Here is a 25,009-nt window from a genome sequence, read left to right on the forward strand (position 1 = left end):
AGATGAGTGATAACAAAGAAACGCCACGGAATGCGGGCGTGCACCAAAACCGCAATACCGTTGCGTCTAACGAACGGGCAGCCTTTGACAACGTCGGGCTGACCAAGCGGAACGCCGACTACATGTTCCGGTTCAATAAGGCTTTAGAAAAGACCAAGTTGACGCCGGAAAAAAAGGCAGCTGCTGTTCAAAAGATGGTCGCAGAATTAGTTGACGGCCAAAAGAGTGGGGCGACCGCTAAGAACCTGTACGGGGATGTCGATGCGCGGGTCAAGGAAGTCGTTGAAGGGCCTGAACGTGAGGTTCAAGTCTTTGGCGGTCCTGATTACTGGCCAAACATGATTTACAACGCGCTGTCATTCTTCATGATCTTTAACCTGATGTTCGGGATACTCTACCTGTTTAGCCCGAACCTGGTCAAGGAAAGTAACAGTCCAATTGGGATCTCAGCAATCATTATCAGTGCGATTGGTGCCGGATTCATTATGCCAATCATGCCTAAGCTGTTCGATCCAAAGATCAAGCACAAATACAATGGGTGGATTCGCCTGTTGATCGTTTTAGGTGGGTTCTTGATCTGGATGGTGCTGTTCTTCTTCGCACAATTAATGCCACGGACAATCAACCCAGTACTGGGTGGCTGGCCTAGCTTGATGCTGGCGGTGTTCTCTGGTATCGGTATGTACTGGATTCGTCGGCATTACAAGATTACTGGTGGGTTCTTCGGTTAAAGCTTTGGGGTAAACCCAAGATTTTGACAAGGTGGACGGTGGTGTTGGCCGCCTGCGGCTGCCAGGGACTGCGCTGTGGGGCGAACCTGGGAGCCAAAAAGCGGTCTCCCAGGCGCCTTGAAACCTCGCTCAGTTCGCGAGTTTCCAAGGTCGGCCCATGTTCTAAGCGAAAACCGCTAAGAACATCGACACAGCGCAGTCCCTGGCTTTCTCCGGCTCACGTCGGTGGTTAGCTGGTCCACTTTAGTTTCCGAGTACCAATTATATTTTAATTTGTAAGGGGGTCGGGACGTTTTGTTCCGGCCTTTTTGTTGCAGTGAATGCCAATTATTGCCGTCTGCAGCTGACTGGGGCTACGTTGTGGGGTAAACCTGAGAGCCAAAGAGCGGTCTCTCAGGCGCCTAGCAACTTCGCTAAGATTGCGAGTTTCCAAGGACGGCCCATGTTCTAAGCGAAAATCGCTAAGAACATCGACACAGCGTGGCCCCAGTCAGCCTCCGGCTCTGAATTGTGGTGACTTGCTCTGTAGATAGCTAGGCTTATGATTGGCCAGTATAGGTGGTATGAATTGTTCGAATTATCTGGAATATTAATTGGGGGTTAGTGAGTTAATTTGCGGCATGCCTTTACCAGACTGATAGGGGTGCCAGCCATGTTAGCCGAGAGGTCGTCAAATATAGGCTCAGCCGTGGAACTGTCTTAGCGGAGTGGGTCTGCTCCGGTTAGACAGCGCCGGCTTGGGAGACCGCTCTTTGGCTCCCAAACGCGCGCACAGCGTTCCAGCCTATATTTGACGGCCGGCAGGCGGTACACAACCGGTACACAACCGACAATCCCACAATCCCATCAGACCAGTAAATGCAAGCCTGAACACTCGCTTAGTTTTAGTCGGAATAATAGAAAAAATTTTTTTCGGATGGTCTTTTTCAATAAATGGGCGTAGTGGTACAGGGGCGCATCTGCTTGTGAAAAGGTGGCTGGTATTGGCAGACGTACAGTCTGAAATTTTGACGCTAGATGTTGGCCCGTAGCGGTTAATGGGCGCACTCACGAATCGGGTAGAACCTGTGAAAAGTTGGCGCTTGACCCGGCAAGCGGATGGCCCTATTATGCAACCAAGTAGTTGAGCTGCTTCCGGGCCCGACGAAAAAATCCATATTCTCGGGGAGGATTTTTTATGAAAAAAGTCTTTGGATATGTTTTAGGGTTGGTTGCTGCGCTGACGCTTGCCGGGGGGATTGCCACGACCGCTAACGCTGATGGAAGTAGTGCTGACGCTGCGAGTGGTAGCGGTAGTGGGAGCGGAAGTGCTCCTGTTAGTGCCGTCGTGCCTTCAGGGCCTTCAGATACGATTGCCCCGGCTGCTGCGATGTCGAGTAGCAGTTCTAGCAGTGAGTCCAGCAGTGCTGCCAACAGTAGTAGTGCCGTTGATAGCTCCAGTGCCGTTAGCTCATCATCCAGTTCCGCAACGCAAAAACCACAGAAACCTGAAAAGCCTGCGAAGAAGCCAGCCAAGGAAAAGGAAATGCGTGCTGCGAAGAAGATGCGCGGGCGTTTACACTACAAGAAGGATTCTCGTGTCATCCTTTTCCAGAAAGGCCGCAAGGGTGCTGAAGTAACGTTACGCAACCGCGAGGGCAAGTTCGTTAAGAAGTTCCGAATTAAGAAGAATGGCAAGTTTGAAGTTCGTTTGTCTGCCAAGGAAGTTAAGGAATTAAACAAGGGCGGCAAGTACTTCAAGTTCACTGTTAAGGAAAAGGACTACAAAGCCTACACTATCCACTACCTGATTGAAAAGTAGCCGATTGGTTTAGAAAAGACGTGGGTGACCACGCCTTTTCTTATGCAGAGAGATTGATTGTTCACCGAATTAATGGGGAGGGGCAATTATTATGAAGCGAATAGGGACACACCTGCATAGTAAAAATAGTCAGGTCCTGGGGTTGTTAACGATTGTAGGCGTGTTTATCATGACCTTCTGCTCCTACACCTCCCCAGCGTTTTATTTTGACACGTCACCGGATAACAACGCGTTCTTCACGGTCGGCAAGGCCATGATGCACGGCATCGTTCCCTATAAAGATATTTTTGAACAGAAGGGGCCGTACGTCTACTTTCTCCACGGCTTGGCCTACCTCGTCAGCAATCGCAGTTTCTTGTTGATCTTTGTGTATGAAGTTGCGACGCTGGTGGCCGCCATGTTTTTGGTCTACAAGTTGGGCCAGCTACTCAAGGTCAGCCAACTGGGCGCACTGTTGATTGCGTTGTTATCGCCATTACTATTTTTATATCACCCGTACTACGATTACGGGGATACGGTGGAATTTTTCACGTTGCCGCTATTGATTTCCCTCGTTTACCTGCTAGTTCTGTTGGACCAACGGGGGTTAACGGTCAGTCACTGGTGGTTCTTCGCGCAGGGCGCCATCGTGGGGGTCGTGTTCCTGTCGAAGTATACGTTGCTAGGCGCCTGGATCGTCTTTTATTTGGGCTTGGTGGGTGGCTTGCTGGCGAAGCGCCAGTGGCGGCAATTGGGTCGCGTGGTGGGTTGGAGTGCCGGCGGGTTCCTGGTGACGACCGTGCCGTGGCTGATTTACTTCCTGGTCACGGGTGGGTTGCGTGCGTTCATCAACGTGTATATTCTGTTTAACACCAAGGTTTACCTGACTTCATCAGTCGCCGCGTTTTCTAACCTGGTGCAGTCGATGACGGTGGTTTCTCAATTTTTCCAGAACAACGTCCTGTTCTTCTTACTGGGCGTGGTGGGGACGTTACTGGTGACGTTTCAACGCGACGTGTTTCAGCATAACTTCACACGTGGCCTGTATCTGTTGACAATGTTGGGGTGCGACCTCTTTGCGCTCTATGGATACCAAGCGGGGTCGGTATACCAGTACTATGAACTGATTTACTTTGCGGGCTTCGTCCTACCATTCGTGTACCTGGGCAAGCTATTCTTTGCACGGGTTCAGTTGCCAAATGAAAACGAAGACACGTTCGCAATTTTGGCAACGTTGATCATCAGTTTATTTCTGGTACTGGGTGTGAATAATAACGTGACGAATTCCAAGATATTTCCCAATAACGCGTCCGTTACAGAAAAGGCGACGACCAAGCCGCAACAGCCCGCGCAATTGGTTTTTGGGCACATCATGCGCTCGGCGCACGCTCCGCTGACGATGTTGAACTACGGCTCAATCGATATGGGTTTTTATACAGCATCGGGCGCCGTGCCGTCGACGTATTTCTTTCAGAACTACAACATTCCGCAGGCCTCAGCGCCGCAGATCCTGCAGTCACAGGTTAATTTGATCAAGCAGGGCCAGGTAGAATGGGTCGTGTTGAATACGCCGGCTGGTAAGACAGTGAAACAGTGGCAGGGCGGGGGTGGCCGCATTAGCAGCGGCAATCTGAACCCGGGGACGGCGAAGTTGGCAAAACCACTGAATGAGAATTATCGGGAAGTGGCGCAACACACCCAGGTCTTTGAAGGGGTCAGCGTGACTTACTGGTTGTATCGGCTTCGGTAGTGTTCTTATTGCCGCCTCCGGCGCCCAGAAATTTGGCCCGCTGTGGGGAACGGGCCAAGCCTGGGGAGCGGTCTTGTCCCTCGACTTGAAGCCTCGGTAACCCGTCGAGGCTCCAAGCTCGTCCCACGGACTAGGTCGGCCAAGAACGCCAACCAATTCCGTCGCCACTGCGGACCAAATTTCTGGTCACCTACGGCTACGGTGGTCGGTGACCACTACCTGGCTGATGCAGTCTGTGACGTCACTGGGCCTGGCATGTGGTGTGCTGACCAGTTGATTACTGTTGGGATTGGAATAGCTGATTTGTATTGTAGGCTGGCTGTGTGCGACGGCTACGACAATTGATTTTTCGATTGCTGACAGATTAACTGAAGGGTCAGAATAGCTAGCTCACTCAGTATCTAAGTTGTGGCTAACGACGGAAGATTTAGTGGTTAAGACTATGATGGAAATTTTAAACTAAACTGATGATTAGCGGACGATGTAGCCGGAGAAAGTCAGGAGCGGTGCTGGCCGTGTCGGTGGTCTTAGCTCGGCGAAATTTGCCGAAGTTAGAGCACGGGACGACCTTGGAGACTCAGGGTTCTTCTGAGGCTTCAAGTCGAGCTGAAGGACCGGTCCTTAGGCCGGAAGCGGTCCCCACGGCAGGCACTGCTCCTGACTTTTGTAGGCGGAAAGCTTCTCGGAACCAGCATCACACCAGATATTTTTTAACCAATTAATGATATGACAACTCTAATATAAGGGGCGTTGGAGACTACTCTGACGCCCTTTATGTTGGACTTGATACACAGCGGGAAATAGCGTGGTTGCTTTGAAATTTGCTCAAAACGATGATAGTTCAATGAGAGTCCTTGACCTGACTGGCCTAGACTGGTAAATTAAGAAACAATATCTCCCAGGATTCCTAACCGAGCCTGAGACTGAAAAAAAGAGGAGCGATATCAACCATGTCTAATTGGGACACGAAGTTTGCTAAAGAAGGAATCACTTTTGATGATGTTTTGTTAATACCCGCTGAAAGTCACGTTTTACCAAATGAAGTCGACTTAAGTACCCAATTAGCGCCTAACCTGAAGTTGAACGTTCCATTTCTGAGTGCCTCGATGGACACGGTTACTGAGACTAAGATGGCAACAACCATGGCTCGTAACGGGGGCTTGGGGGTCATCCACAAGAACATGAGCGCTCAGGAACAGGCCAAGATGGTGGCCAGCGTCAAGGCTATCGAAAACGATGCCAGTGAGTTCCCTCAAGCAGCAGTGGATGACAACAATCACCTGCTGGTTGCCGCTGCCGTTGGGGTGACCTCCGACACTTTTGATCGGGCCGACGCTTTACTCAAAGCTGGCGCAGACGCCATCATCATTGATACGGCGCACGGTCACTCTGCTGGGGTGATTCGTAAAATTACTGAAATTCGCCAACAATTCCCAGACGCAACGCTGATTGCCGGCAACGTGGCTACGGGTGAAGGTACCCGGGCCCTGTTTGAAGCCGGTGTTGATGTGGTTAAAGTTGGTATCGGCCCTGGTTCGATCTGCACGACGCGGATCGTTGCCGGTGTTGGGGTGCCACAACTGACGGCGATTTACGATGCCGCAGCCGTTGCCCGTGACTTTGGCAAGCCAATCATCGCTGATGGTGGGATCAAGTATTCCGGGGATATCGTCAAGGCCATTGCGGCTGGCGGTAACGCTGTGATGTTTGGGTCCATGTTCTCCGGGACTGATGAAGCCCCTGGCGACATCATTGAAGATGGCGGTAAGAAATACAAGACGTACCGTGGGATGGGGAGTTTAGCGTCCATGTCGCATGGGTCAGCCGACCGGTACTTCCAGGGTGGCGTCAACGAAGCCAACAAGTTAGTGCCAGAAGGTATTGAAGCTCGCGTGGAATACAAGGGCAGCGTCAATGATATCATCTTCCAAATGGTTGGTGGGTTACGTTCAGGGATGGGCTACACGGGTAGCGCTACGATTCAAGACCTGATCAACGACGCCCAATTCGTCCGGATCTCTAACGCTGGTCTGATCGAATCGCATCCACATGATGTGCAGATCACAAAGGCAGCACCTAACTACAAATAAACAGACTTTTTAAATTGAAGGGACTGACCGTTGTTTAACGGTTGGCCTTTTTTGTTTGTGTGTTGTTTGCGCCTTGCCAGGCGAGAAAAATAGGCTGGAACGCTGTGAACGCGATTTCGAGCCAAAGAGCGGTCTCGAAACTCGGTTCTGCCTAACCACGGAAGGACGCCGTGCTAAGGCAGTGCCACGGCTGAGCCTATTTTTCTCGCCTTCACGGCTGATACAGATGGACGACTAAGATGTTCAGCGACGATGAACCGGGCGGTCAAGTCAGGGTGAACCTGTGTTACAGTTGGTGTGATGTCAGCCGTGAGGGCGGGCCTGTAGGTGCTCAGCCATGAAATTTCTCTTAGCTGAGGGGACTTCTCAGGTTAGAGAAAGGTCGGCCTTTGAGACCGTTCTTTGGCTCAAAGCCGTGCCCATGGCGTTCCAGCACCTACAGGATCGCCCGGTAAGGCGCCAACAAAGCACCACTCCCAGCACAAACCCTTAGTTGGTCAGGAACAGGAAAATAGTGTAAGATTAAGGAATGGTAAAGTGCCTTACGCCCGACTAAAGGTTCGGGTTTTTCGGCCGCACTCCGGCGTTTATTTGCTAAAATGGACAGTAAACCTACGGGGACAGACCGCTAGTGAAATTGCCTAGCTGTTAAAGGAGATTACTACACGATGAAAATTTTAGTTGTCGATGACGATAAAGAAATTGCCCAGTTACTTGAAATCTACATTAAAAACGAAGGTTACGAACCCCTGACCGCTTATGACGGTAAGGAAGCGCTGACCAAATTACACACCACGCCTGATATTTCATTGATGATTTTGGACATTATGATGCCCGAAATGAGTGGGATTGAAGTCATGAAGGAAGTTCGGAAAGACTCCCAAATTCCCATCTTGATTCTCTCTGCTAAGACTGGGGATATGGACAAGATTCAGGGGTTGATTTCTGGTGCCGATGATTATGTAACCAAGCCATTTAACCCATTAGAAGTTATGGCTCGGGTCAAGTCACTGTTACGGCGGAGTCAAGACCAAGTCACTGACGATGCGCCAGACGTTCTGGACATCGGGACGTTGACCATCAACAAAGATTCCCACGAAGTCAAGACGATTGCCGGCAAGACTATTTCCCTGACGGCGCTGGAATTTGGGATTCTCTACCTGCTGGCCAGTCACCCCAACCGGGTCTTCTCAGCCGATGAGATTTTTGAACGCGTTTGGCGTCAGGAAAGCATTGTTTCGGCCAAGACTGTCATGGTCCACGTGAGTCACTTGCGGGATAAGATCGAAGAAGCCACGAACGGCGAAAAGGTTATTCAAACCGTTTGGGGCGTTGGTTACAAGATTGAGTCACACTAAGCCAACAAGTTGCGGCTATTGGAGAGGGAAGTTACCATTGGAAAATTTACACACATCCCAATTAAATAGCAGACTGGGGGCCGCGGCATGAAGCTAACGACACGGGAAAAAAGCGCGCTCTTCATGGAAGGTGTCGTGACGGTTATTCTCCTATTGATGCTGAACCTGGCATTGCTGGTGCTGATCAGTCAGGCCATCGAAAGCAACCCCGGACTGCGTGATGGGATCTTTATCATCAAACGGTCCGTGGTGTTTGGCCCTAACCACTTCCAATTGTGGAGTTGGGAAAACGTCTTTGTGACCTTCATGGTATTGGCCGACGGGGTCGTCGTTTGGTGGCGCCTGATTCGCCGGTATCACCAGATGCAGCTGCATCACATCATCGACGAATTACACTATATTGCCAACGGCCACTTTGACCATCGGATTCCGTTCCGGGTCAGTGGGGACGTGCAGCGGGTGGTAGATTCTGTCAACGCCCTGGTGGATTCCGTCATTAACTCGATGGATGAAGAACGGGCCATCGAGAAGTCGAAAGATGAGCTGATCACGAACGTCAGTCATGATATCCGGACGCCGTTGACCTCGATCATTGGCTACTTGGGTTTGATTGAAGACCAGCAATATCACACGAAGGACGACCTGTTAAAATACACGCATACGGCCTTTTTGAAATCGAAACAGATGAAGTCCTTGGTGGATGATTTGTTTGAATACACCAAGGTGCGGCAGACCGATACGCCGTTGAGTCTAAACAACATTGACTTAGCGGCCATGTTGGAACAGCTTGGCGCTAGCTTTGAGCTGGAGGCCCAGAAGAAGGGCATGACGATTGGCTCAACCAGTGAGCCAGCAATCCTCATGATGGAGGCAGACCCCGAGAAATTAGTCCGGGTATTTAACAACTTGGTCTCTAATGCGTTGAAGTATGGCGACGGCGGTAAGGAAATCAACCTGAACGCTAAGCGCCTGAGCGACAACGAGTTGGAAGTTCGGGTCACGAACGATGGGCCGAAGATTCCTAAAGAATCCCTGGCGTTGATCTTCGAACGGTTTTATCGGGTCGAAGAATCGCGTTCCAAGGAAACCGGTGGAACCGGGCTGGGACTCGCCATTGCGCAGAGCATCGTAGCCTTACACGGTGGCTACATTTACGTGGAGTCGGACGACGAACTCACCAGCTTTGTGATTCATTTACCAGTTAAACACGATCACCCGTTGGAGATTCCGCAACGGTTGAAGGGTCCAGCTACGCGCAAGTAAGTCAGCGTCGGTTCACGCCGACATTACATAAGATAGAGGAGTTTTAATTCAATGAAACGATTAAAGCAAGTTGTCATGGGCCTGGTAACGGCGGTTACGCTGTTTGCCGGGGGCATGAGCACGGCCGTGACGGCGCCGGTAACGGCCCAGGCGGCAACGACCAGTAAAACGAGCACGACCGTTAACCTGAAGGCTAAGGCGGGAATCGCCGTTGACGCCAAGACCGGTCAGATTCTGTACGAAAAAAACGGTGACCAAGCGTTGCCCGTTGCTTCCATGACGAAGTTGTTGTCCATCTACCTGGTTCTTCAGGCGATTCACAACGGCAAACTGAAATGGGACCAGAAAATTACCATCAATAAGGATATTGCTAAAATTGCCCAGAACACTAAGTTGTCCAACGTCCCACTACGGGCGGGTCACAGCTACACGGTTAAGTCTCTGTACCAGGCCTCGCTGATTTACTCCGCTAACGGGGCGATTGAGGCGCTGGGGGAGGCCGTTGCCGGTTCACCGCACGCGTTTGTGACTCAGATGAGGGCACAGGCCAAGAAGCTGGGAATGACCGACGTAACTATTTACAACGCCTGTGGGTTGACCAACAAACAGGTTGGTAACCTGGGGTACGACAACGTGAGTGGTTCCACGGAAAACAAGTGGTCTGCCGCGGACCAAGCTAAGCTGACAGTGGCCTTGTTGAATAAATATCCAGAAGTCTTACAGACGACGAAGATTTCTAAGCAGTGGTTTGAGAAGGGCACCGCTGATGCCACGAAGATGGAAAACTGGAATTGGATGTTGAAAGGTTTATCCGCAGCCTATTCTAAGCTCCACGTTGATGGGTTGAAGACGGGGACGTCCGACGCTGCCGGGGCCAACTTTACTGGGACCGCCAACAACAACGGAAATCGGATCGTGACGGTGGTCTTACACGCCGCCCACAAGTCTGAGACCGACCCATCTCGTTTTAAGCAAACGCAAAAGATGATGTCGTACGTTTACAACAATTTCAAGACGGTCGACGTTAAGGCAGACAGCCAAGTGGCTGGGGCCAAGTCCGTGAAAACGAACGATGCGAAACAGCCAACCGCTAAGACGGCGGTGGCCAGTGGCGTCAAGCTCTGGATTCGTAACGACCAAGTGGCCAGCAACGTGCAGGCTAAGGCCCAGTTGAAAGGGAAGCTGACCAAGAACAACGCCTTGGAAGCACCCGTTTCAAAGAATTCAACTATTGGAACGGCCAACATTTCCTTGAAGGGTGACCAGTTAGGTTTCTTGGGCAATACCAAGACGACGAAGGTACCGTTGAAGGTGACGCAAACCGTTGAGAAAGCCAACATCTTTGTTCGGCTGTGGCGGTCCATCGTCGCGTTATTCTAATTTAGATGGTAGAATCGCTCACTGATGGTGGGCGATTTTTTAATGCAGTAATTGATAAGAATCAAGTTGTTTGGTGAGCGAATCTGCTACGATATCAGCTAGAGTAGTCTTCACCCGAGACCTCATCGAGTAGTACGGCGTTGGTCTCAAATCGGTAAGTTGAGTGGGACTGTTTATTCAGTTAGTCCTATTAACTGCTAGTTTCCTAATGCAAATTTTATTTTTGTCTTATTTTCGACGATTAAGACTGGTATCACGCGTTTGACGGCGATTTCAGTGATTAATGAATGCCGTGTTGTGTTTTTGACAAGTCAAGTAATAGTGTGCGAAGATACTTTTATTATTAGCTGAAAACGCGCAATTTTAAGGATATTTTGAGGATAAAGGGAGTTGGAATTCGTGAACATGATTAAAGGCGAGTGGAATTACATTCGGCACAACCGGTTAATTTTGATTTCTGTGTTGGCCATTATGTTTATTCCATTCCTCTACAGTATCTTCTTTCTGAAGTCTGTCTGGGATCCATATGGTGAGACTGGCTCGTTACCCGTTGCGGTCGTCAACCAAGACCAACCAGTGACGTATCAGGGACAGAAGTTAAATGTTGGTGACCAAACGGTAACTAACTTGAAGAAGAACCATCAATTAGGATGGAAGTTTGTCTCCGCGAAGACCGCGGCAGATGGGTTGAAGCATCACAAGTACTACACGGTGATCACTTTCCCTAAGAACTTCTCGGCCAACGCCGCTACGGCGCTGAACGAACATCCTAAGAAGATGACGTTTAGCTACAAGACGAATGGGTCAGCCAACTACATCGCGCAAGTTATGAGTGAAGTGGGTTCATCGCAACTCGACAGTCAGATTCGCTCTAAGGTAACGAAGGCTTACGCCCAGGCTACCTTTAAGCAGATCTACTCTGTTGGTAAGGGGATGGAAAAGGCGGCCACCGGTTCCGCTAAGTTAAAGGACGGAACGGTCACCTTGACTGATGGTCTGAACACCTATACGACTGGAGTTCACACGTTGAACAATGGTCTGCAACAAATGAAGACCTCCGTGGGACCACTGGCGACTGGGATTCAACAGTTAAACACTGGGGCACAGAAATTGAATTCTGGTCTGGGTGAATACACAAGTAAAGTTAATACGTATGCTAACGGGACAAGCCAATACGTCAGTGGAGTCAACCAATTTACTGGCGGTGTTAGCAAGTTGAGTGCTGGTATGCCAAAATTGACTTCAGGTGCTAACCAAGTGGCTGCGGGAACCAAGTCATTGAACTCGGGTGTATATCAATATGTAAATGGTGTTTACACGCTGAAGACTGGTGTTAAGCAATTAGGCAGCGGAGTTGGTCCATTAGCTAATGGTGTCTCGAAACTTTACACTGGAAGTAAGTCGTTGAATTCTGGCTTATCGGAACTTAGTGGTAAGTCGAAAGACTTGAACTCTGGTGCAAGCACAGTTGCAGCTGGTGCCTCTAAGCTGAGCCAAGGGGTTAGTTCTGTGAAGTCTGAGCTGAACGGCTTGACGGAACCTAATGCAGCTGGTCAGAGTGTTTCAGATCAAATTGTAGCTGCACAAGCATTAATTAAAAATATGCAGGCATTGCAAGCTAATTCAGGCCTACAGAACATTGCGTCAGTCTTAACGCCGGCTTTGCAAGATTTGACGAAGGCAGAAGTACAATTGAATGCAGCTTTAGCTAATCAAAAGGCTGCTGCCAAGACTCTGGAACAGGATGCATCCCAAGGGTCAACGACCACTAAGAGTAGTGGTTCGACTGATCTCAGCAGTAAAATAAAGGCAGCTCAGTCTACCGCTGCCAAAATTGCCGCTGAAAAGGGCGATAGTGACGGGGTTGGCACTGACACCGCAACGTTGCAAAAGCAATTAGCTGAACTGCAAGATGCTGCGGGCAGTGGGTCGTCTAACACTGTGACGACTAAGTCCAATAATGATGTTACTGGTGACGCGACAGAGTTAGAACAGGCAACTCAGGCGGTTCAAACAGCAACTGCAGCATTACAAACAGCACTTGGTCAAGTTATGACGGGGTTGAATACAACCGGACTTGATGCAACAACTGCACAACAACTTCAAGCTGTTGTTGCTGGAGCTAAGAACACCGATCTTGCTGACTTGCAAACTAAGTTGGGGAGTTTAAAGACGTTAGCCGATAATTCTGGCCAATTATCTGACCTTATCGATGGTGCTAATGAATTAAGCGCCGGTGCTTCAACGTTAAGTAATGGTGTTGGACAATATACATCTGGTGTTGACTTAGCATTTGCTGGATCAACTCAACTGAACAGTGGGATTTCAAGTTTGAACGCACAAGTTCCTACTTTGCAAAATGGTGTAACTAAGATTGTGAATGGGACTGCTAAGTTAGCCAAGAAGGGAACTACTTTGAAGAGTGGTTCCGCTAAGGTTGCTAGCGGGGCATCTCAAGTCAGTGGCGGTCTGCAAAAGGCAGCCGCTGGGGTTAACCAGTTAACTGCTGGTACACCTAAGCTTGCCGCAGCTGGTAGTAAGCTGCAGGCTGGTACACCTAAGTTGGTGGCTGGTGGTAATCAGCTGAACCAAGGAGCCAACCAGGTGGCTAGTGGTTTGACCCAACTGAACAGCAAGGTACCAGCATTGACCAGTGGGGTTACGCAACTGGCCGATGGCTCACAAAAACTGGACGACAATAGTGGCCAGTTGATGAGCGGTGCCAAGAAGCTTTCTGATGGGAATGGCACGTTAGCTAAGTCCTTGAAGTCAGGTGCTGATCAGATTCAAGCACAACCATTGACGAGCAAGACAGCTGACATGTTTGCCGCACCAACTAAGCTGAAGCATGAAAGTTACAGTTACGTGCCTAACTACGGTCACGCACTGGCACCTTACGTGTTGTCCGTTGCCCTCTACGTTGGGGCGTTGGTCTTCAACTTTGCTTTCCCAATTCGGAAAGTCTCGCGTAAAGACGGGACTGCTACTGGTTGGTTCTTGAGTAAGGTCTCTATTGGTGCCGTTGAAGCACTCGCAATGGGACTGATTGAACCAGCTTTGATGATGTTGGGTGGCTTGAGCGTTGATCATCCAGGCCAAATGATTCTGATCTCCGTCATCTTTGCCGAGGCGTCGATGTTCATTGTCATGTTCCTGTCGATGCTCCTGGATAACCCTGGTCGTTTCATTGCCATGGTGCTTCTGATGTTGCAACTTGGTGGTTCCGGTGGGACGTTCCCTATGGAAGTTACCAACCACTTCTACAACGTTGTGCACCCATTCTTGCCAATGACTTACTCAATCCTCGGATTCCGTCAAGCCATTACGTCAGGGATGACGGGCATGGTCGGCGAAGCGGTTTGGGTCTTGATTCTGTTCACGATTTTGGCATTGGCACTTCTCTGGCCAACCATGATCTGGTTACAGAAGAAGCACCTGATGGGCTTGTCGCAATTAGACAATAACCAAGAGTTACAGGCGGTTGAAGATCCAAACGCTAAGAACCATTTATAGAAATAAATTTAAGAGATAAACGGAGCGTCGCGAAGCCACTGGTTTCGCGACGCTTTTTGCGTATAATTAATTTCATACTGAGAAAAGAAGGAATTGCTCATGTCCGTAACCTTTCGTTTAGCCACACCAGCTGACCAACCAAGAATTGTGGCCATCTACAACCAGGCCATTGCCACTAAGGAGAGTACGGCAGATCTCACGCCCATGACGGTGGCGGAACGCCAACCGTGGTTTCAGGAGTTTGATTCTCATCATTTTTCACTCTGGGTCATCGTCCATGAAAATCAGGTCATTGGTTACGTTGGTCTGGAACCCTACAGCGACCGTGCAGCGTACAACCAAACGGCCGAAATTGCCCTCTATTTAGCCGCAGGAGCGCAGGGAATGCACGTGGGCAGTCAGACACTCGACTGGGTAGCTAAAGTCGCTCCTGCCCATCAAATTACGACAATTATTTCGCGTATCTTTGGGCATAACCAAGCAAGTCGCCGGTTATTTGAAAAGAAGGGTTATGAACGGTGGGGCCATTTGCCAGCAATTGCCGATATGGCGGGATTTTCAGCGGATTTGGAAGTCTACGGTCGACATTTCGTGAAACCGCACGGGGATGAATAGATATGAAAACTGCCTTTGGATTTTCACAAACATTTAATCAAAGCAGACCCAATGCAGGATTACCTTTGCTAAATATCACATCTGTTATATGAAAATAGCCTGAAACATGTTAAAATATCCTCGTGTGGTTTTATGGATGACGGGTCTTACCCGTTAACTCGCTTCATATCTCAGAGTATTCGACGGAGGCAAACATTTTTGAATAAACGACGGCCAAACCCCAAGCAGGTGCCTGACCCCAACGAACCCTTATGGCGGTCAACACTGCGGGTAGCCATGCCCCTTAACTTAAGTTACATCCCAATCGGGCTGGCTTGTGGGATTTTGCTTCACGCGGCAGGGTTCAATACCTTACTGACTGGATTAGTTTCATTATTGATCTTTTCCGGTGGGGCACAATTTTTAATTGCCACGATGTTGACTATTAATTCCCCTCTACTTTCAATTGTCTTGATGCTATTCTTCTTGGAATTACGGTATGCGTTATTAAGTTCGAGTCTATCCCCTTACTTAAAGGGTCAATCCAACCGCTTTCTATTTATCTTCGCGGTCTCTCTTAACGATGAAAATTACGCCATCAATTACTTAAAATTTGCCACTGATAAAAAGTGGACGGGTAAGGAAGCTCTGATGGTGGAGCACTATTCCTTGCTGTTCTGGGCAGTCAGCAATGTTATCGGGAGTTTGATCGGTAGCACCTTAAAGATTGACCTAGGAATCGTCAACTTTGCATTAACGGCTTTATTCATCTACATGATCGTGATGCAGATCAAGAACCGATTGACTATTGTGATTTGTTTGATTTCCGGTGTGCTTGCTGCGCTCTGCATGATGTTGACCAAGAGTACGTTAGGGCTAGTTATTTCGACCCTGATTGCGTCTCTGATCGGGTTCTTACTCGAGTCAACGTTGCGCAAGCGTTTGCCGGACAGCCACTGGTTATGGCGTTTGCATAGTCCCGGATCGAAGAAGTCGGCAGTCGAAAATACGGATAATTAGGACACAGGAGACGCTATATGAGTACAGTTAATACGTGGACCAGTACGCAACACTTTTGGCTAATCATTCTAGGATTTTTCGTTGCCTTCGTACCGCGCTTTCTTCCCCTGATGTTGTTCACCAAGCGGGCAATTCCCGAATGGTTCAACGAATGGATGAAGTATGTGCCGGTATCATTATTTACGGCACTGGTGGTCAAGGATATCTTTATCAATAGCGAAAGCTATCAATTCATGTTCACCAAGTTTTCCGAAATGATTGCAGGCATTATTGTGGTGTTCATTGCGTACAGGACGCGGTCAATGGCACTTTCCGTAGTTGTCGGACTAATTGCTGTTTTCCTGTTGTCGATGGTTATTGCGTGACTAAATTTAACGAATATGACGAAGGCGGAGCTGCTGGCTCCGTCTTTTTTGAGGCCTTTTTTATTGATAAAGTTATCTTTGAAATTAAGTTAATGATGTTCACCATCTCTGATGGAGGCTAAGCATAGCACGTTTTTCCTCCGAGAAACAGGAGAGATGAAAATCAGGTGAATCGGTTTAGGGGCGACGCTACATTAATAGAATTTTTGGGGAGATTTTGCGTAGTTATCTGGAGTAAGGCCTTTAGCTTGTGCATTCTGAAAGGACGTAGTAAGATTTGACTACAAGTTGGGAGTGATTTTATGACACAGGCTACCTCAGTTCGTTTTGATTCAGAAACGAATGCATTACTTAATGTATATACACAGGCTCATGGAATTAGTAAATCTGAGTATATTAAACGAGTAGTTGCAGAAAGTCTTGAAGATTGGGCAGATATTCAAGCAGCAGATCAAGCATTTCAAGCGTGGAAGGCTGATAATTTTAAGACAAAGTCATGGCAAGATACTTTAAAAGAATTGAAATTAGACGATGAGTAAATATGATGTGAGAACTGCGAAACCATTTCGACAAGCACTTACTAAATTGGATAAGTCAACACAAAGGACAATTTTAAAATGGATTGCGAAACATTTAGTGGATACGGATTTTCCAAGTTCTCCGGGAAAAAAATTGACTGGCAAGTTCTCCGGATACGTTAGGTTTCGTATCGGTTCATATCGTTTAATTGCGGTAGTTGATGATGAGCGTTTAGTAATTACAAATGTTTTTGTTGCTAAACGAGAGATAGTTTATAAAAATAAGAGATATGATTACTAACTGTTGTAGGCTAGAGTACGGGTCGATCTTTGAAACACGTCCTTTGAGGTTCAAAGTTGCCCTGAAGACCGGGCCACAGGCTTCAGGTCTACGCCACGAGACGACGTACCGGCCGACCGACAACGGAATTACACAACGCCAGTTCGAAATAAAAAGCACCGCTCCAACCAGTGATCAATCCGGTTGAAACGGTGCTTTTAACATTCATATCGAGTGATCCGCGGTCACCCAATCTATTTGGCTTAGTCCGCTACCTTGGCGTGGGTTTCATCGTACATGTAATCACGCGTCATAGGTAACATCCGGGCTGAAGGGCCCTTAGAAATCAAATACTGAATCACGTCAATATTACCAGATTTGAAGGACGCAGCGCAAGCCTGTAGGTAAAGATCCCACATGCGGACGAAACGTTCGTCAAACATCTTGGTAACTTCGTCGCGGTGTTCGTTGAAATTCTTGTCCCAAATTTCGACCGTCTTTTGGTAGTGACGACGTAGGGGTTCCATATCATCGATCTGTAAACCACTTTCGATGATGTGGGTGGTGTTTTCAATCAAACCAGGAACGTAGCCACCTGGGAAGATCCATTTGTTCAACCAACCGTTGTTAGCGCCACCTTGTTGACGGGTAATCCCGTGAATCAAGGCAACCCCATCGTTCATCAGGTACTTTTGAACGCAGTCGAAGTATTGACCCAAGTTTTCTTGGCCCACGTGTTCGAACATTCCAACGGAGGTGATGTAGTCCCATTTCTCGTCGCCTAATTCCCGGTAGTCTTCCAACCGGACTTCAGCAACGTCTTCGAGGCCTTCATCGGCGATGCGTTGGTTCACGTAGTCGTATTGTTCCTGACTCAACGTGATCCCAGTAACGTGCAGGCCATATTCCTTGGCAGCCGTTAACATCAAGGTTCCCCAGCCACAGCCAATATCAAGCAACGTTTTACCCGGTTGGGGGTTCAACTTCTTGATGATGTGGTGGACCTTGTTGACTTGGGCCGTGTAGAGGTCGTCCTCAGGTGTTTCAAAGTAGGCACAGGAGTAAGTCATCGTGTCGTCCAACCAGAGATTGTAGAAGTTATTCCCAATGTCGTAATGGTTTTGAACGTCAGTCTTGCTTTCCTTTTCGGTGTGCTTTTGCTTAGGCAGGAAGTGGATAAACTTCTTGTTGTGGAAGAAACTGTCGGCATTTTCGTAAGCAGCCGTCAGTAGGTCCTCAATACTGCCGTCGATTTCAATCTTACCGTCCATGATGGCTTCCCCCAGCGCAATGGATGCGTTGCGAGAAATTTCCTTAATTGGAATGGCCTCATGAATTGTGATGGTGACTTCGGGAGTGCCAGTCCCATATACATCAGATGATCCGTCCCAATAGTTAACGCGAACGGGGATGTTAAAGGTGTGACTCAGAAACGTTTTGTAAAAAGTTTTTTCAAGCATGTCTGGGGTCCTTTCCGGTTTCGGTGTCAATGACAGAGAAACAAAATTACCTAGCCATTATACGCCAATTACCCCCCTAAACGTAAGAGTGATGACTTAATGTAAGCGATTAACCTTTGCTTTTGATAAGAGTATTTCCAAATATAGGCGGACTCCGGGTCAGCATGGTATAATGAAAGTACAATTAACCAGCGGAGGTCTTCATTTTGAAAAAATGGGTATGGGTCGTGGCAACAATCGTGGTGGCACTGCTGATTGGTGGTTACGCATATTCGAATCATCATGCGACAGCCAAAGAATACCAAGCGGCAATGGCCAACGGGCGGACAGCCATTCAAAGTAAACACTACACGCAAGCGGAAAGTTACTTCCAAAACGCTTTAAAGCGGCGGTTGAATGATAAGACCGCGCAGACGTATTTGACACAGACACAACGGTACGTGGCCGCTGACAGTGCCATGGATGCCTTAAAGTTTGATAATGCTGAAAAGCACTATCAGGACGTTAAGGAGACGACTGGTGGGTCGAAGGTTTTAGTTACGCGGGCCAAAGCAGCGTACAAGAACGTTAAGGTGGTTCGCAATAACGCTAAGCAATTTAAGAAGATTTTGAGCAAGGCCCAGGGTGAGAACAAAGCCTTGAATTACGGGCAATCCAACACGACGTTGGATGAGTTATTTACAAATGCTAAGTTCAAGCAAAAGTATTACAAGGATATCTATGCTCAGGCATTGGCACTTCGTAAGGCCAACAATGCTGGTCAAACGAGTCAAGTGACGTCTGATGCTACGACGGCAACTTCTTCCAGCGATAAGAGCGGTAGCGACACGGCTACTAGTAGTTCCAGTGCTGGCTTGACGTCCGCCGAACAGGCAGCGGCCAATAATTACTCTGGAACCAATGAGTACACCGTGACGAAGAAGCAAAAGGAATTGAATGGCAAGGTCATTACGGACGGTCAAATCAGTAGCGCCCGGAAGACCATCAATGCAGCCGGCGGCCAAGCCGACGCCATGAGTGATCAGGACGTGCGGGTTGCCTTACAATCAGCCAGCAAGAAGGGCATGTCTTTAACTAAGTACGCCCAACAATATTTGAAATAGATTCAGCGATAGACGCCACATCAGTTAACGCAGTTTAGCTGGTGCGGGCGTCTATTTTTAGTCAAAACTTACCTTTTTGAACGAAACAGTCCCGGAACTTAACCCGATTGGTAAGTTAGCGAACAAATAGTTTCGGTGGGTGTATAATTAATTTGATTGGTGGATTAGTTATTTTAATGACTTAAACCCCACAGTGACGCTGGTTTCCCGGATATTCAACGTTTAAACCAGCAAAAAAGTTCACGAGTCATTATTTATAACAAATTGGTATGGTTGGCTTACTATAGACTTAGAATCAGAATCTACAAAGGGGGTGGGTAACACGGCCCCTGAAGAATAGCAGGTGAGCACCAATCTTGGGGGATGGGGCGACCTATAAACTGATTTGATTCCCGAATCACCAAAGCTATTTGGGGGAGCAGTGTTACCAGAAAATTATGATTATCAACAAACACATCATGCGTACAACCAATGAGAAACAGGTTTTGCAGCAGATCGTGAATGCTGGGCCAATTTCTCGTAGTCAAATTTCAAGAAATCTCTGTTTGAATAAGGTGACGGTCTCTGATATTTATAGTCAATTACTCAGTGAAGGGTTGATCCGTGAGGTTGGTCACGGCGTTAGCACCCGGAACGGTGGTAGAAAACCAGTTATGGCATTGCTAAACGTGGGGTATGGTTATGTCATTAGTATTAACATTTTGCGGTCACGTTTTTCAATGATTACGTGCCGGCTGGATGGTCGGTCTGAGAACTATCAGAGTGTGTCGACCCGCGACGTTGATCTGACGACTGTGCTAGACATGATCGACGAACGGATTGCGGCCACTATTGCGGCCAGCGAGACCAAATTATTAGGCATCTCGTTTGGACTGGACGGCGTCATTTACGAAAACCAGATTTTGGGTGCCTCACTGAAGGGCTTTAAGAACTTTGATTTAGCGAAATACTTCAGCGATAAGTTCCAGGTACCGGTCGTTTTGGAAAACCTGGCGAATGAATCCGCTATTTACGAGCGGGACTTCTCGGGTAAGGGTGTCTACAACAACCTGATTTCCGTGACGATTCGGGATCAGGTTTCCGCCGGTATCATTACCGAAGGTCACCTGTACCGTGGACATAACGGTGAGGCTGGCAATATCGGTTCCTGTCCATTAGCGGACCGTTATGAAGAAAAGACGTCAGATACCGTCAACCATTATGTGGCGGAGCGGCCAGTCTTACAGAAAATTATGGCGTACCAGAAGCTCGACCGGGTCGACGTTAACCGGATTCGGCGTGACTACCTGGGGCACCGGCCAGAGTTGTTGGCAATTCTCGACGAATTTGCCTACTACCTGGCGAAAGTCCTGGGCAACCTGTCTAATACCTTTGCCCCGGACGCCATCATTGTAAACGCACCAATCTTGGAACTCCTGCCTGAAATCATGGATAAGGTGCGGACTTACGTGGACGGCATGGCTATTATGCGTAAGGCACCGATGATTTTAACGAAGAACGCGAAGGAAGCCTCTCTGATGGGGGGAGCCTCCGCTATCATCCACAAGGCCTTGGCCTTAGACGACCTGCAACTGACATTTGGCAATCAGCGGTCGGCGGTTCTAGAAGAAGTTGAATCTTAAAATAAGAGAATGAGTGAAATACTCGCTTGAATGAGAAAATGGGAAGCTGGGTCCGGTGGGACTGAGCTTCTTTTTTTGCGTGGAAAGTTTGGTGGATGGGTTAAGGCTGCCTGGGGCTAGCTCACGCGTTGGGGTGTCTGACAAAAATACTAGGGAATCTGTCCCCTTAGGGTATAATAAGGGTATTAAAAGAACAGAGGGAGGACCACAAGTGAGTTTATGGCAACGCTTCGTTGAAAACGTTCGGCTCCGGCGATTTACGGTGCTGGTATTATTGATATTTGTCCTATGGTTGATTCGGTCGGAAATGAACATGATTCTACTGACGTTCATCTTTACTTTTCTGGTGTTGCAGCTGGTTAAAGCGATTCGTAAGGTCGTTAAACTGCCGTCTGCGCTGATTGTGACGGTGACCTACGTGTTGGTTATCGGTGGCCTGTACTGGGCGGTAACGACTTATTTGCCGCAAATTATAACGTCTTCGATGCATGGTATCGACAATTTGTATAAGTTCTACCAGAAACCGGGGAACGACAATAACGAGATCATTCGTTATGTGACCAGTTATATCAACAATACCAACTTCATGAGCCAGCTCCAGAGTGGGGCGAAGATCGTCTTGACCTACATTTCAACGATTGGGTCGTTCGGGGTCACACTATTCATGTCGATGATTCTGAGTTTCTTCTTCACCATTGAGAGCAAACAGATGACGGCGTTCTCTAAGCGCTTCTTGACGAGTACGTACGGCTGGTTCTTTGAAGATATCAATTTCTTTGCGACTAAGTTCGTGAACACGTTTGGAATCGTGCTGGAAGCGCAGTTCTTCATTGCACTGTGTAATACCGTGATTACGACGGTAATATTGGCGATTATGGGGATGCCCCAGTTGCCAACGTTGGCCATCATGATCTTTATCCTGAGTCTGATTCCAGTGGCCGGGGTCATCGTGTCCATCGTACCGTTGTCGATCCTGGGTTACTCAGTTGGTGGCTTCCGCTACGTGGTCTACATTTTGGTCATGATGGTGGTCGTTCACGCGTTAGAAGCTTACGTGTTGAATCCAAAATTCATGTCGAGTCGAACGGAACTCCCCATCTTCTACACCTTCGTGGTGCTGCTGGCTGGGGAACAACTCTTTGGCGTGTGGGGTCTGATTGTCGGGGTACCCATCTTTACGTTCTTCCTGGATATCCTCGGTGTCCGGCCGGTGCATGGGCTGCACCAAGCACCGCATGTCGATGTCAAAAAACTCAAGGAGTATCGGCGAAATCACAGTAACGACGAACGCTAGTCGTTGCTTGGGGTGGTCGCCTGCGGCCGCCAGGGATGGTGACGCTGCTGTGGGGACCGGAGCAAGCCTGAGGAGCGGTCTTGCTCCTCGACTTGAAACCTCGGGAGGTCACCGAGTTTCCAAGCTCGTCCCGTGGCCTAACCTCGGGAGTTCAACGAGGCAATGCCACCGTCACAGCCGGTCACCATCCCTGGCAACCTCCGGCTACGTTGGTGGTTCGTGGTGATACTGGTGTTATGCCGGTACTGTTACGACGGTGGGTTGGTCGTGGTCGTACTAGTGGCTTAACTTTTAGAAACTTAAATAACTTGAACGGCGTCGTCGCAAGATTACTAGGCGATGACGCCGTTTTTCTTAGCAGTTGTTAATTAATTTCAAGAAGAAAGCGGATACATGAAAATGCCGCGACAATTAGGCTGAAATTTGCCGGTAGATGGTGTAAAATAAGACGGATAATACAAGAAAAGAAAGAGGTCATAAGTGATGGCAAAATTAGTATTGATTCGCCACGGCCAAAGTGAATGGAACTTAGCTAATAAGTTCACTGGCTGGGTTGACGTTGATTTAAGCGAAAAGGGTGTCGAAGAAGCCAAGGCTGCTGGTCAAAAGATCAAGGAATCTGGCATGAAGTTCGACTACGCTTACACGTCAGTTCTGAAGCGGGCAATCAAGACGTTACACTACGTCTTGGAAGAATCTGACCAACTTTGGATTCCAGAAACCAAGACTTGGCGTTTGAACGAACGTCACTACGGTGCTTTACAAGGCCTGAACAAGAAGGAAACCGCTGAAAAGTACGGTGATGACCAAGTTCACATCTGGCGTCGTTCATACGATGTTTTGCCTCCACTTTTGGATGCAGATGCTGAAGGTTCAGCTGTTAAGGACCCACGTTACGCTAACTTGGACCCTAACATCGTACCCGGTGGTGAAAACTTGAAGGTTACCCTGGAACGCGTTATGCCTTTCTGGGAAGACCAAATCGCACCTAAGTTACTTGATGGCAAGAACGTGATCATCGCTGCCCACGGTAACTCATTACGTGCTTTAAGCAAGTACATCGAACGGATCTCCGACGATGACATCATGGACCTCGAAATGGCTACTGGTGAACCAGTTGTCTACGACTTCGATGACAAGTTAAACATGACTAGCAAGACGAAGATGGGCAAGTAGTCCTTCTGACTCGGAGCCGCCTCGCACATGGGGGGCGGCTTTTTCGTGGCCTGAAACTGGCTGGTAACGTTAATAATTAGCAGCATACTTATAAGAGAAAAGAGATTGGATTTTGGCTGATAAAGAAGTAACACAACTTGAAAAGATGAAAATCATTGGTTTGTTCCGTAAAGAGGGGTTCTCAGGGGACTACGAGAGTTTCCAACGCGTCAGCGGAACCGACCGGGAATTTTTCGTAGTTATGAGTAACGAACAGGGCATCAAGGCGTTGTTCCGGGCTAGCTTGATGTTGAATGCTGTGGAATTCCAGTATGTGTTGGATGATAAGCATGTGTTTGTGACGGAAGACGCGGACGCAAGCTAATCGGGAGTTAGAAGCGTTAGTCATTGCGGTATTATAGGGTACCAATACTAATATCGAGGAACAAAGTGAAAAATTACGACGTGACTAATCTGCCACGGCAAGTACAGTTAGTGATCAATCCGGTTAACTACTTTTTGATTGCTGCAAGCTGTCTACCTGATTTGAATAGAAGAGAGCAATCAATGGGACTAACTCCTCAACTGATTCGTTCGTAAGTGGTGTGATGAAAGGTCAATCCAGTGATGGGTTGGCCTTTTTTATTTGCAATGGCAATAGAAAAATCCGTAGCCAACTGGTCGCGGATTTTTTTGCGTAAGAATTTAAACTAAATTAGTTAGCGATGCTTGTCGCACTGAGGCTGCCAGGAATTCCGCTAGTAGTATTCAAAGTACCAAGCATTTTTTCGTGGTAGCATTTAAAACGACATATTGTGTCACCACCGTTTTGTATAATAAGACCTATGAATTAGCAATAACTACTAGTGGAAACATTGAGAGTTGTCTGGACAAAATGAATCTACAAAAGTTGTACCAAAGTGTGTCCAATTAAGAAAAAATAAAAGGAGAGATACATATTATGAAAAAAATCGTTAAGGCAAGTGCCTTGGCCGTACTGAGTTTGGCTCTAGTTGTTCCAGCTGAATCGACATCGGCTAGTGCCAAGAGCCGCGTGAAGGTCATTTCAACGACTAGCGTGGCTAAGCGAGCTTATCATGGAAAAAAAGGAAATATTTATACGAGTGCTAAACTGAGCAAGCGTCACTATGTGATGAAGCATTATAAGCACACGACCTGGTACATGACGAAGAAAGCTGTCATTAAGAACAAGGGTAAGAAGGGCACTCTGGCCTACATCAAGGCTGGTAACAAGTCTGGCTGGATCTACAAAAAGTATTTGACGGCTGGCAAGGCACCAGTGAACAAGGCTAAGGTTTTAGCAAATGATTCTATTTCGTTTAACCGGGCGATGATGTCGGCTAGTTCACAGCTCCAGGACGAAGCAACTGGAAGCTATGATGGATACAAAGATATGGGTGGTCGACTAACGTATGGGTATGTATACGGTAATGAAGTAGATGAAATTAAAATGGACAGAACAGCACTGTTAAAGGTTTATAAGCTGTTTAAGGGTCGGTTTAACAAATCTCAAAATGCAGATTTAGCTGCAATGGCTAGCCAAATAAAGAACTTACAAGTTACTGGGGATAACTGGCAACTGGCAACGACTAAAATGGCGACGTTTGGAGCAACGCTGGGAAGCTTAATTGAGAGTCTGGCTTAGCTAGAAGTAAACTTAAGGTGCTCAAAGAAGTCGCTTTAAACTCAGCCCGATTATTCCGGGCTAGCTT

21 protein-coding genes are annotated in these 25,009 nt (G+C 48.0%); 20 read left to right on the forward strand and 1 reads right to left on the reverse strand.

What is annotated here, in order from left to right:
- Positions 1–2 precede the first annotated feature (2 nt).
- The 14 genes from AB3Y94_RS09810 (at position 3) to AB3Y94_RS09875 (ending at position 16,663) form a co-directional block, all read left to right on the forward strand.
- The gene (locus AB3Y94_RS09810; RefSeq protein ID WP_367296056.1) at positions 3–731 is read left to right on the forward strand and encodes a DUF1129 family protein; all 729 of its coding nucleotides are present in this window, start codon (positions 3–5) and stop codon (positions 729–731) included.
- A 1,177-nt stretch (positions 732–1,908) separates the two neighbouring features.
- Positions 1,909–2,532, forward strand: a complete 624-nt coding sequence (locus AB3Y94_RS09815; RefSeq protein ID WP_367296057.1) for a hypothetical protein — start codon at positions 1,909–1,911, stop codon at positions 2,530–2,532.
- Positions 2,533–2,623: 91 nt separating this feature from the next.
- The gene (locus AB3Y94_RS09820) at positions 2,624–4,261 is read left to right on the forward strand and encodes a teichoic acid glycosyl transferase (RefSeq protein WP_367296058.1); all 1,638 of its coding nucleotides are present in this window, start codon (positions 2,624–2,626) and stop codon (positions 4,259–4,261) included.
- A 950-nt stretch (positions 4,262–5,211) separates the two neighbouring features.
- A complete protein-coding gene (locus tag AB3Y94_RS09825; protein ID WP_125683608.1) occupies positions 5,212–6,351 on the forward strand; it encodes an IMP dehydrogenase in 1,140 nt (379 codons plus the stop codon).
- 668 nt (positions 6,352–7,019) lie between these two features.
- Entirely contained in the window at positions 7,020–7,709 is a 690-nt protein-coding gene (locus AB3Y94_RS09830) for a response regulator transcription factor (protein ID WP_125683610.1), read from the forward strand.
- An 87-nt stretch (positions 7,710–7,796) separates the two neighbouring features.
- Entirely contained in the window at positions 7,797–8,972 is a 1,176-nt protein-coding gene (locus AB3Y94_RS09835; RefSeq protein WP_367296059.1) for a sensor histidine kinase, read from the forward strand.
- 51 nt (positions 8,973–9,023) lie between these two features.
- Positions 9,024–10,352, forward strand: coding sequence for a D-alanyl-D-alanine carboxypeptidase family protein (locus AB3Y94_RS09840; protein WP_367296060.1), 1,329 nt, complete (start codon positions 9,024–9,026; stop codon positions 10,350–10,352).
- A 405-nt stretch (positions 10,353–10,757) separates the two neighbouring features.
- Positions 10,758–13,865, forward strand: coding sequence for a YhgE/Pip family protein (locus AB3Y94_RS09845; protein ID WP_367296508.1), 3,108 nt, complete (start codon positions 10,758–10,760; stop codon positions 13,863–13,865).
- Positions 13,866–13,964: 99 nt separating this feature from the next.
- On the forward strand, positions 13,965–14,480 hold the full coding sequence (locus AB3Y94_RS09850) for an N-acetyltransferase family protein (protein ID WP_367296061.1): 516 nt from the start codon (positions 13,965–13,967) through the stop codon (positions 14,478–14,480).
- 276 nt (positions 14,481–14,756) lie between these two features.
- Positions 14,757–15,479 carry an AzlC family ABC transporter permease gene (locus AB3Y94_RS09855; RefSeq protein WP_367296509.1) on the forward strand — a complete coding sequence of 241 codons (723 nt, stop codon included), beginning with the start codon at positions 14,757–14,759 and terminating at the stop codon, positions 15,477–15,479.
- A gap of 17 nt (positions 15,480–15,496) precedes the next feature.
- A complete protein-coding gene (locus tag AB3Y94_RS09860) occupies positions 15,497–15,844 on the forward strand; it encodes an AzlD domain-containing protein (RefSeq protein WP_367296062.1) in 348 nt (115 codons plus the stop codon).
- Entirely contained in the window at positions 15,841–15,966 is a 126-nt protein-coding gene (locus tag AB3Y94_RS09865; RefSeq protein ID WP_367296063.1) for a hypothetical protein, read from the forward strand. The genes AB3Y94_RS09860 and AB3Y94_RS09865 overlap by 4 nt, the downstream gene beginning before the upstream one ends.
- A gap of 180 nt (positions 15,967–16,146) precedes the next feature.
- Complete coding sequence (relB, locus tag AB3Y94_RS09870) at positions 16,147–16,383, forward strand: type II toxin-antitoxin system RelB family antitoxin (protein ID WP_367296064.1); 237 nt, start codon at positions 16,147–16,149, stop codon at positions 16,381–16,383.
- A complete protein-coding gene (locus tag AB3Y94_RS09875) occupies positions 16,376–16,663 on the forward strand; it encodes a type II toxin-antitoxin system RelE/ParE family toxin (protein WP_367296065.1) in 288 nt (95 codons plus the stop codon). The genes relB and AB3Y94_RS09875 overlap by 8 nt, the downstream gene beginning before the upstream one ends.
- A 242-nt stretch (positions 16,664–16,905) precedes the next feature.
- On the opposite strand, the gene AB3Y94_RS09880 is transcribed toward AB3Y94_RS09875, so the two are convergent.
- Positions 16,906–18,102: a class I SAM-dependent methyltransferase gene (locus AB3Y94_RS09880; RefSeq protein WP_367296066.1), complete on the reverse strand. Its 1,197-nt coding sequence runs from the start codon at positions 18,100–18,102 to the stop codon at positions 16,906–16,908.
- Between the two features lie 206 nt (positions 18,103–18,308).
- On the opposite strand from AB3Y94_RS09880, the gene AB3Y94_RS09885 reads away from it, so the two are divergent.
- The 6 genes from AB3Y94_RS09885 to AB3Y94_RS09910 all read left to right on the forward strand — a co-directional run bounded on the left by AB3Y94_RS09885 (position 18,309) and on the right by AB3Y94_RS09910 (position 24,942).
- Positions 18,309–19,205, forward strand: a complete 897-nt coding sequence (locus tag AB3Y94_RS09885) for a hypothetical protein (protein ID WP_367296067.1) — start codon at positions 18,309–18,311, stop codon at positions 19,203–19,205.
- A 458-nt stretch (positions 19,206–19,663) separates the two neighbouring features.
- On the forward strand, positions 19,664–20,827 hold the full coding sequence (locus AB3Y94_RS09890; RefSeq protein ID WP_367296068.1) for an ROK family protein: 1,164 nt from the start codon (positions 19,664–19,666) through the stop codon (positions 20,825–20,827).
- A gap of 211 nt (positions 20,828–21,038) precedes the next feature.
- The gene (locus AB3Y94_RS09895) at positions 21,039–22,121 is read left to right on the forward strand and encodes an AI-2E family transporter (protein ID WP_367296069.1); all 1,083 of its coding nucleotides are present in this window, start codon (positions 21,039–21,041) and stop codon (positions 22,119–22,121) included.
- A 483-nt stretch (positions 22,122–22,604) separates the two neighbouring features.
- On the forward strand, positions 22,605–23,297 hold the full coding sequence (locus tag AB3Y94_RS09900) for a 2,3-diphosphoglycerate-dependent phosphoglycerate mutase (RefSeq protein ID WP_125683634.1): 693 nt from the start codon (positions 22,605–22,607) through the stop codon (positions 23,295–23,297).
- Positions 23,298–23,409: 112 nt separating this feature from the next.
- A complete protein-coding gene (locus tag AB3Y94_RS09905) occupies positions 23,410–23,661 on the forward strand; it encodes a hypothetical protein (RefSeq protein WP_367296070.1) in 252 nt (83 codons plus the stop codon).
- A gap of 576 nt (positions 23,662–24,237) precedes the next feature.
- The gene (locus AB3Y94_RS09910) at positions 24,238–24,942 is read left to right on the forward strand and encodes a hypothetical protein (RefSeq protein ID WP_367296071.1); all 705 of its coding nucleotides are present in this window, start codon (positions 24,238–24,240) and stop codon (positions 24,940–24,942) included.
- Positions 24,943–25,009 lie beyond the last annotated feature (67 nt).

The organism is Levilactobacillus yonginensis (assembly GCF_964065165.1).
In the GTDB taxonomy this organism is placed as follows: Bacteria; Bacillota; Bacilli; order Lactobacillales; family Lactobacillaceae; genus Levilactobacillus; species Levilactobacillus yonginensis_A.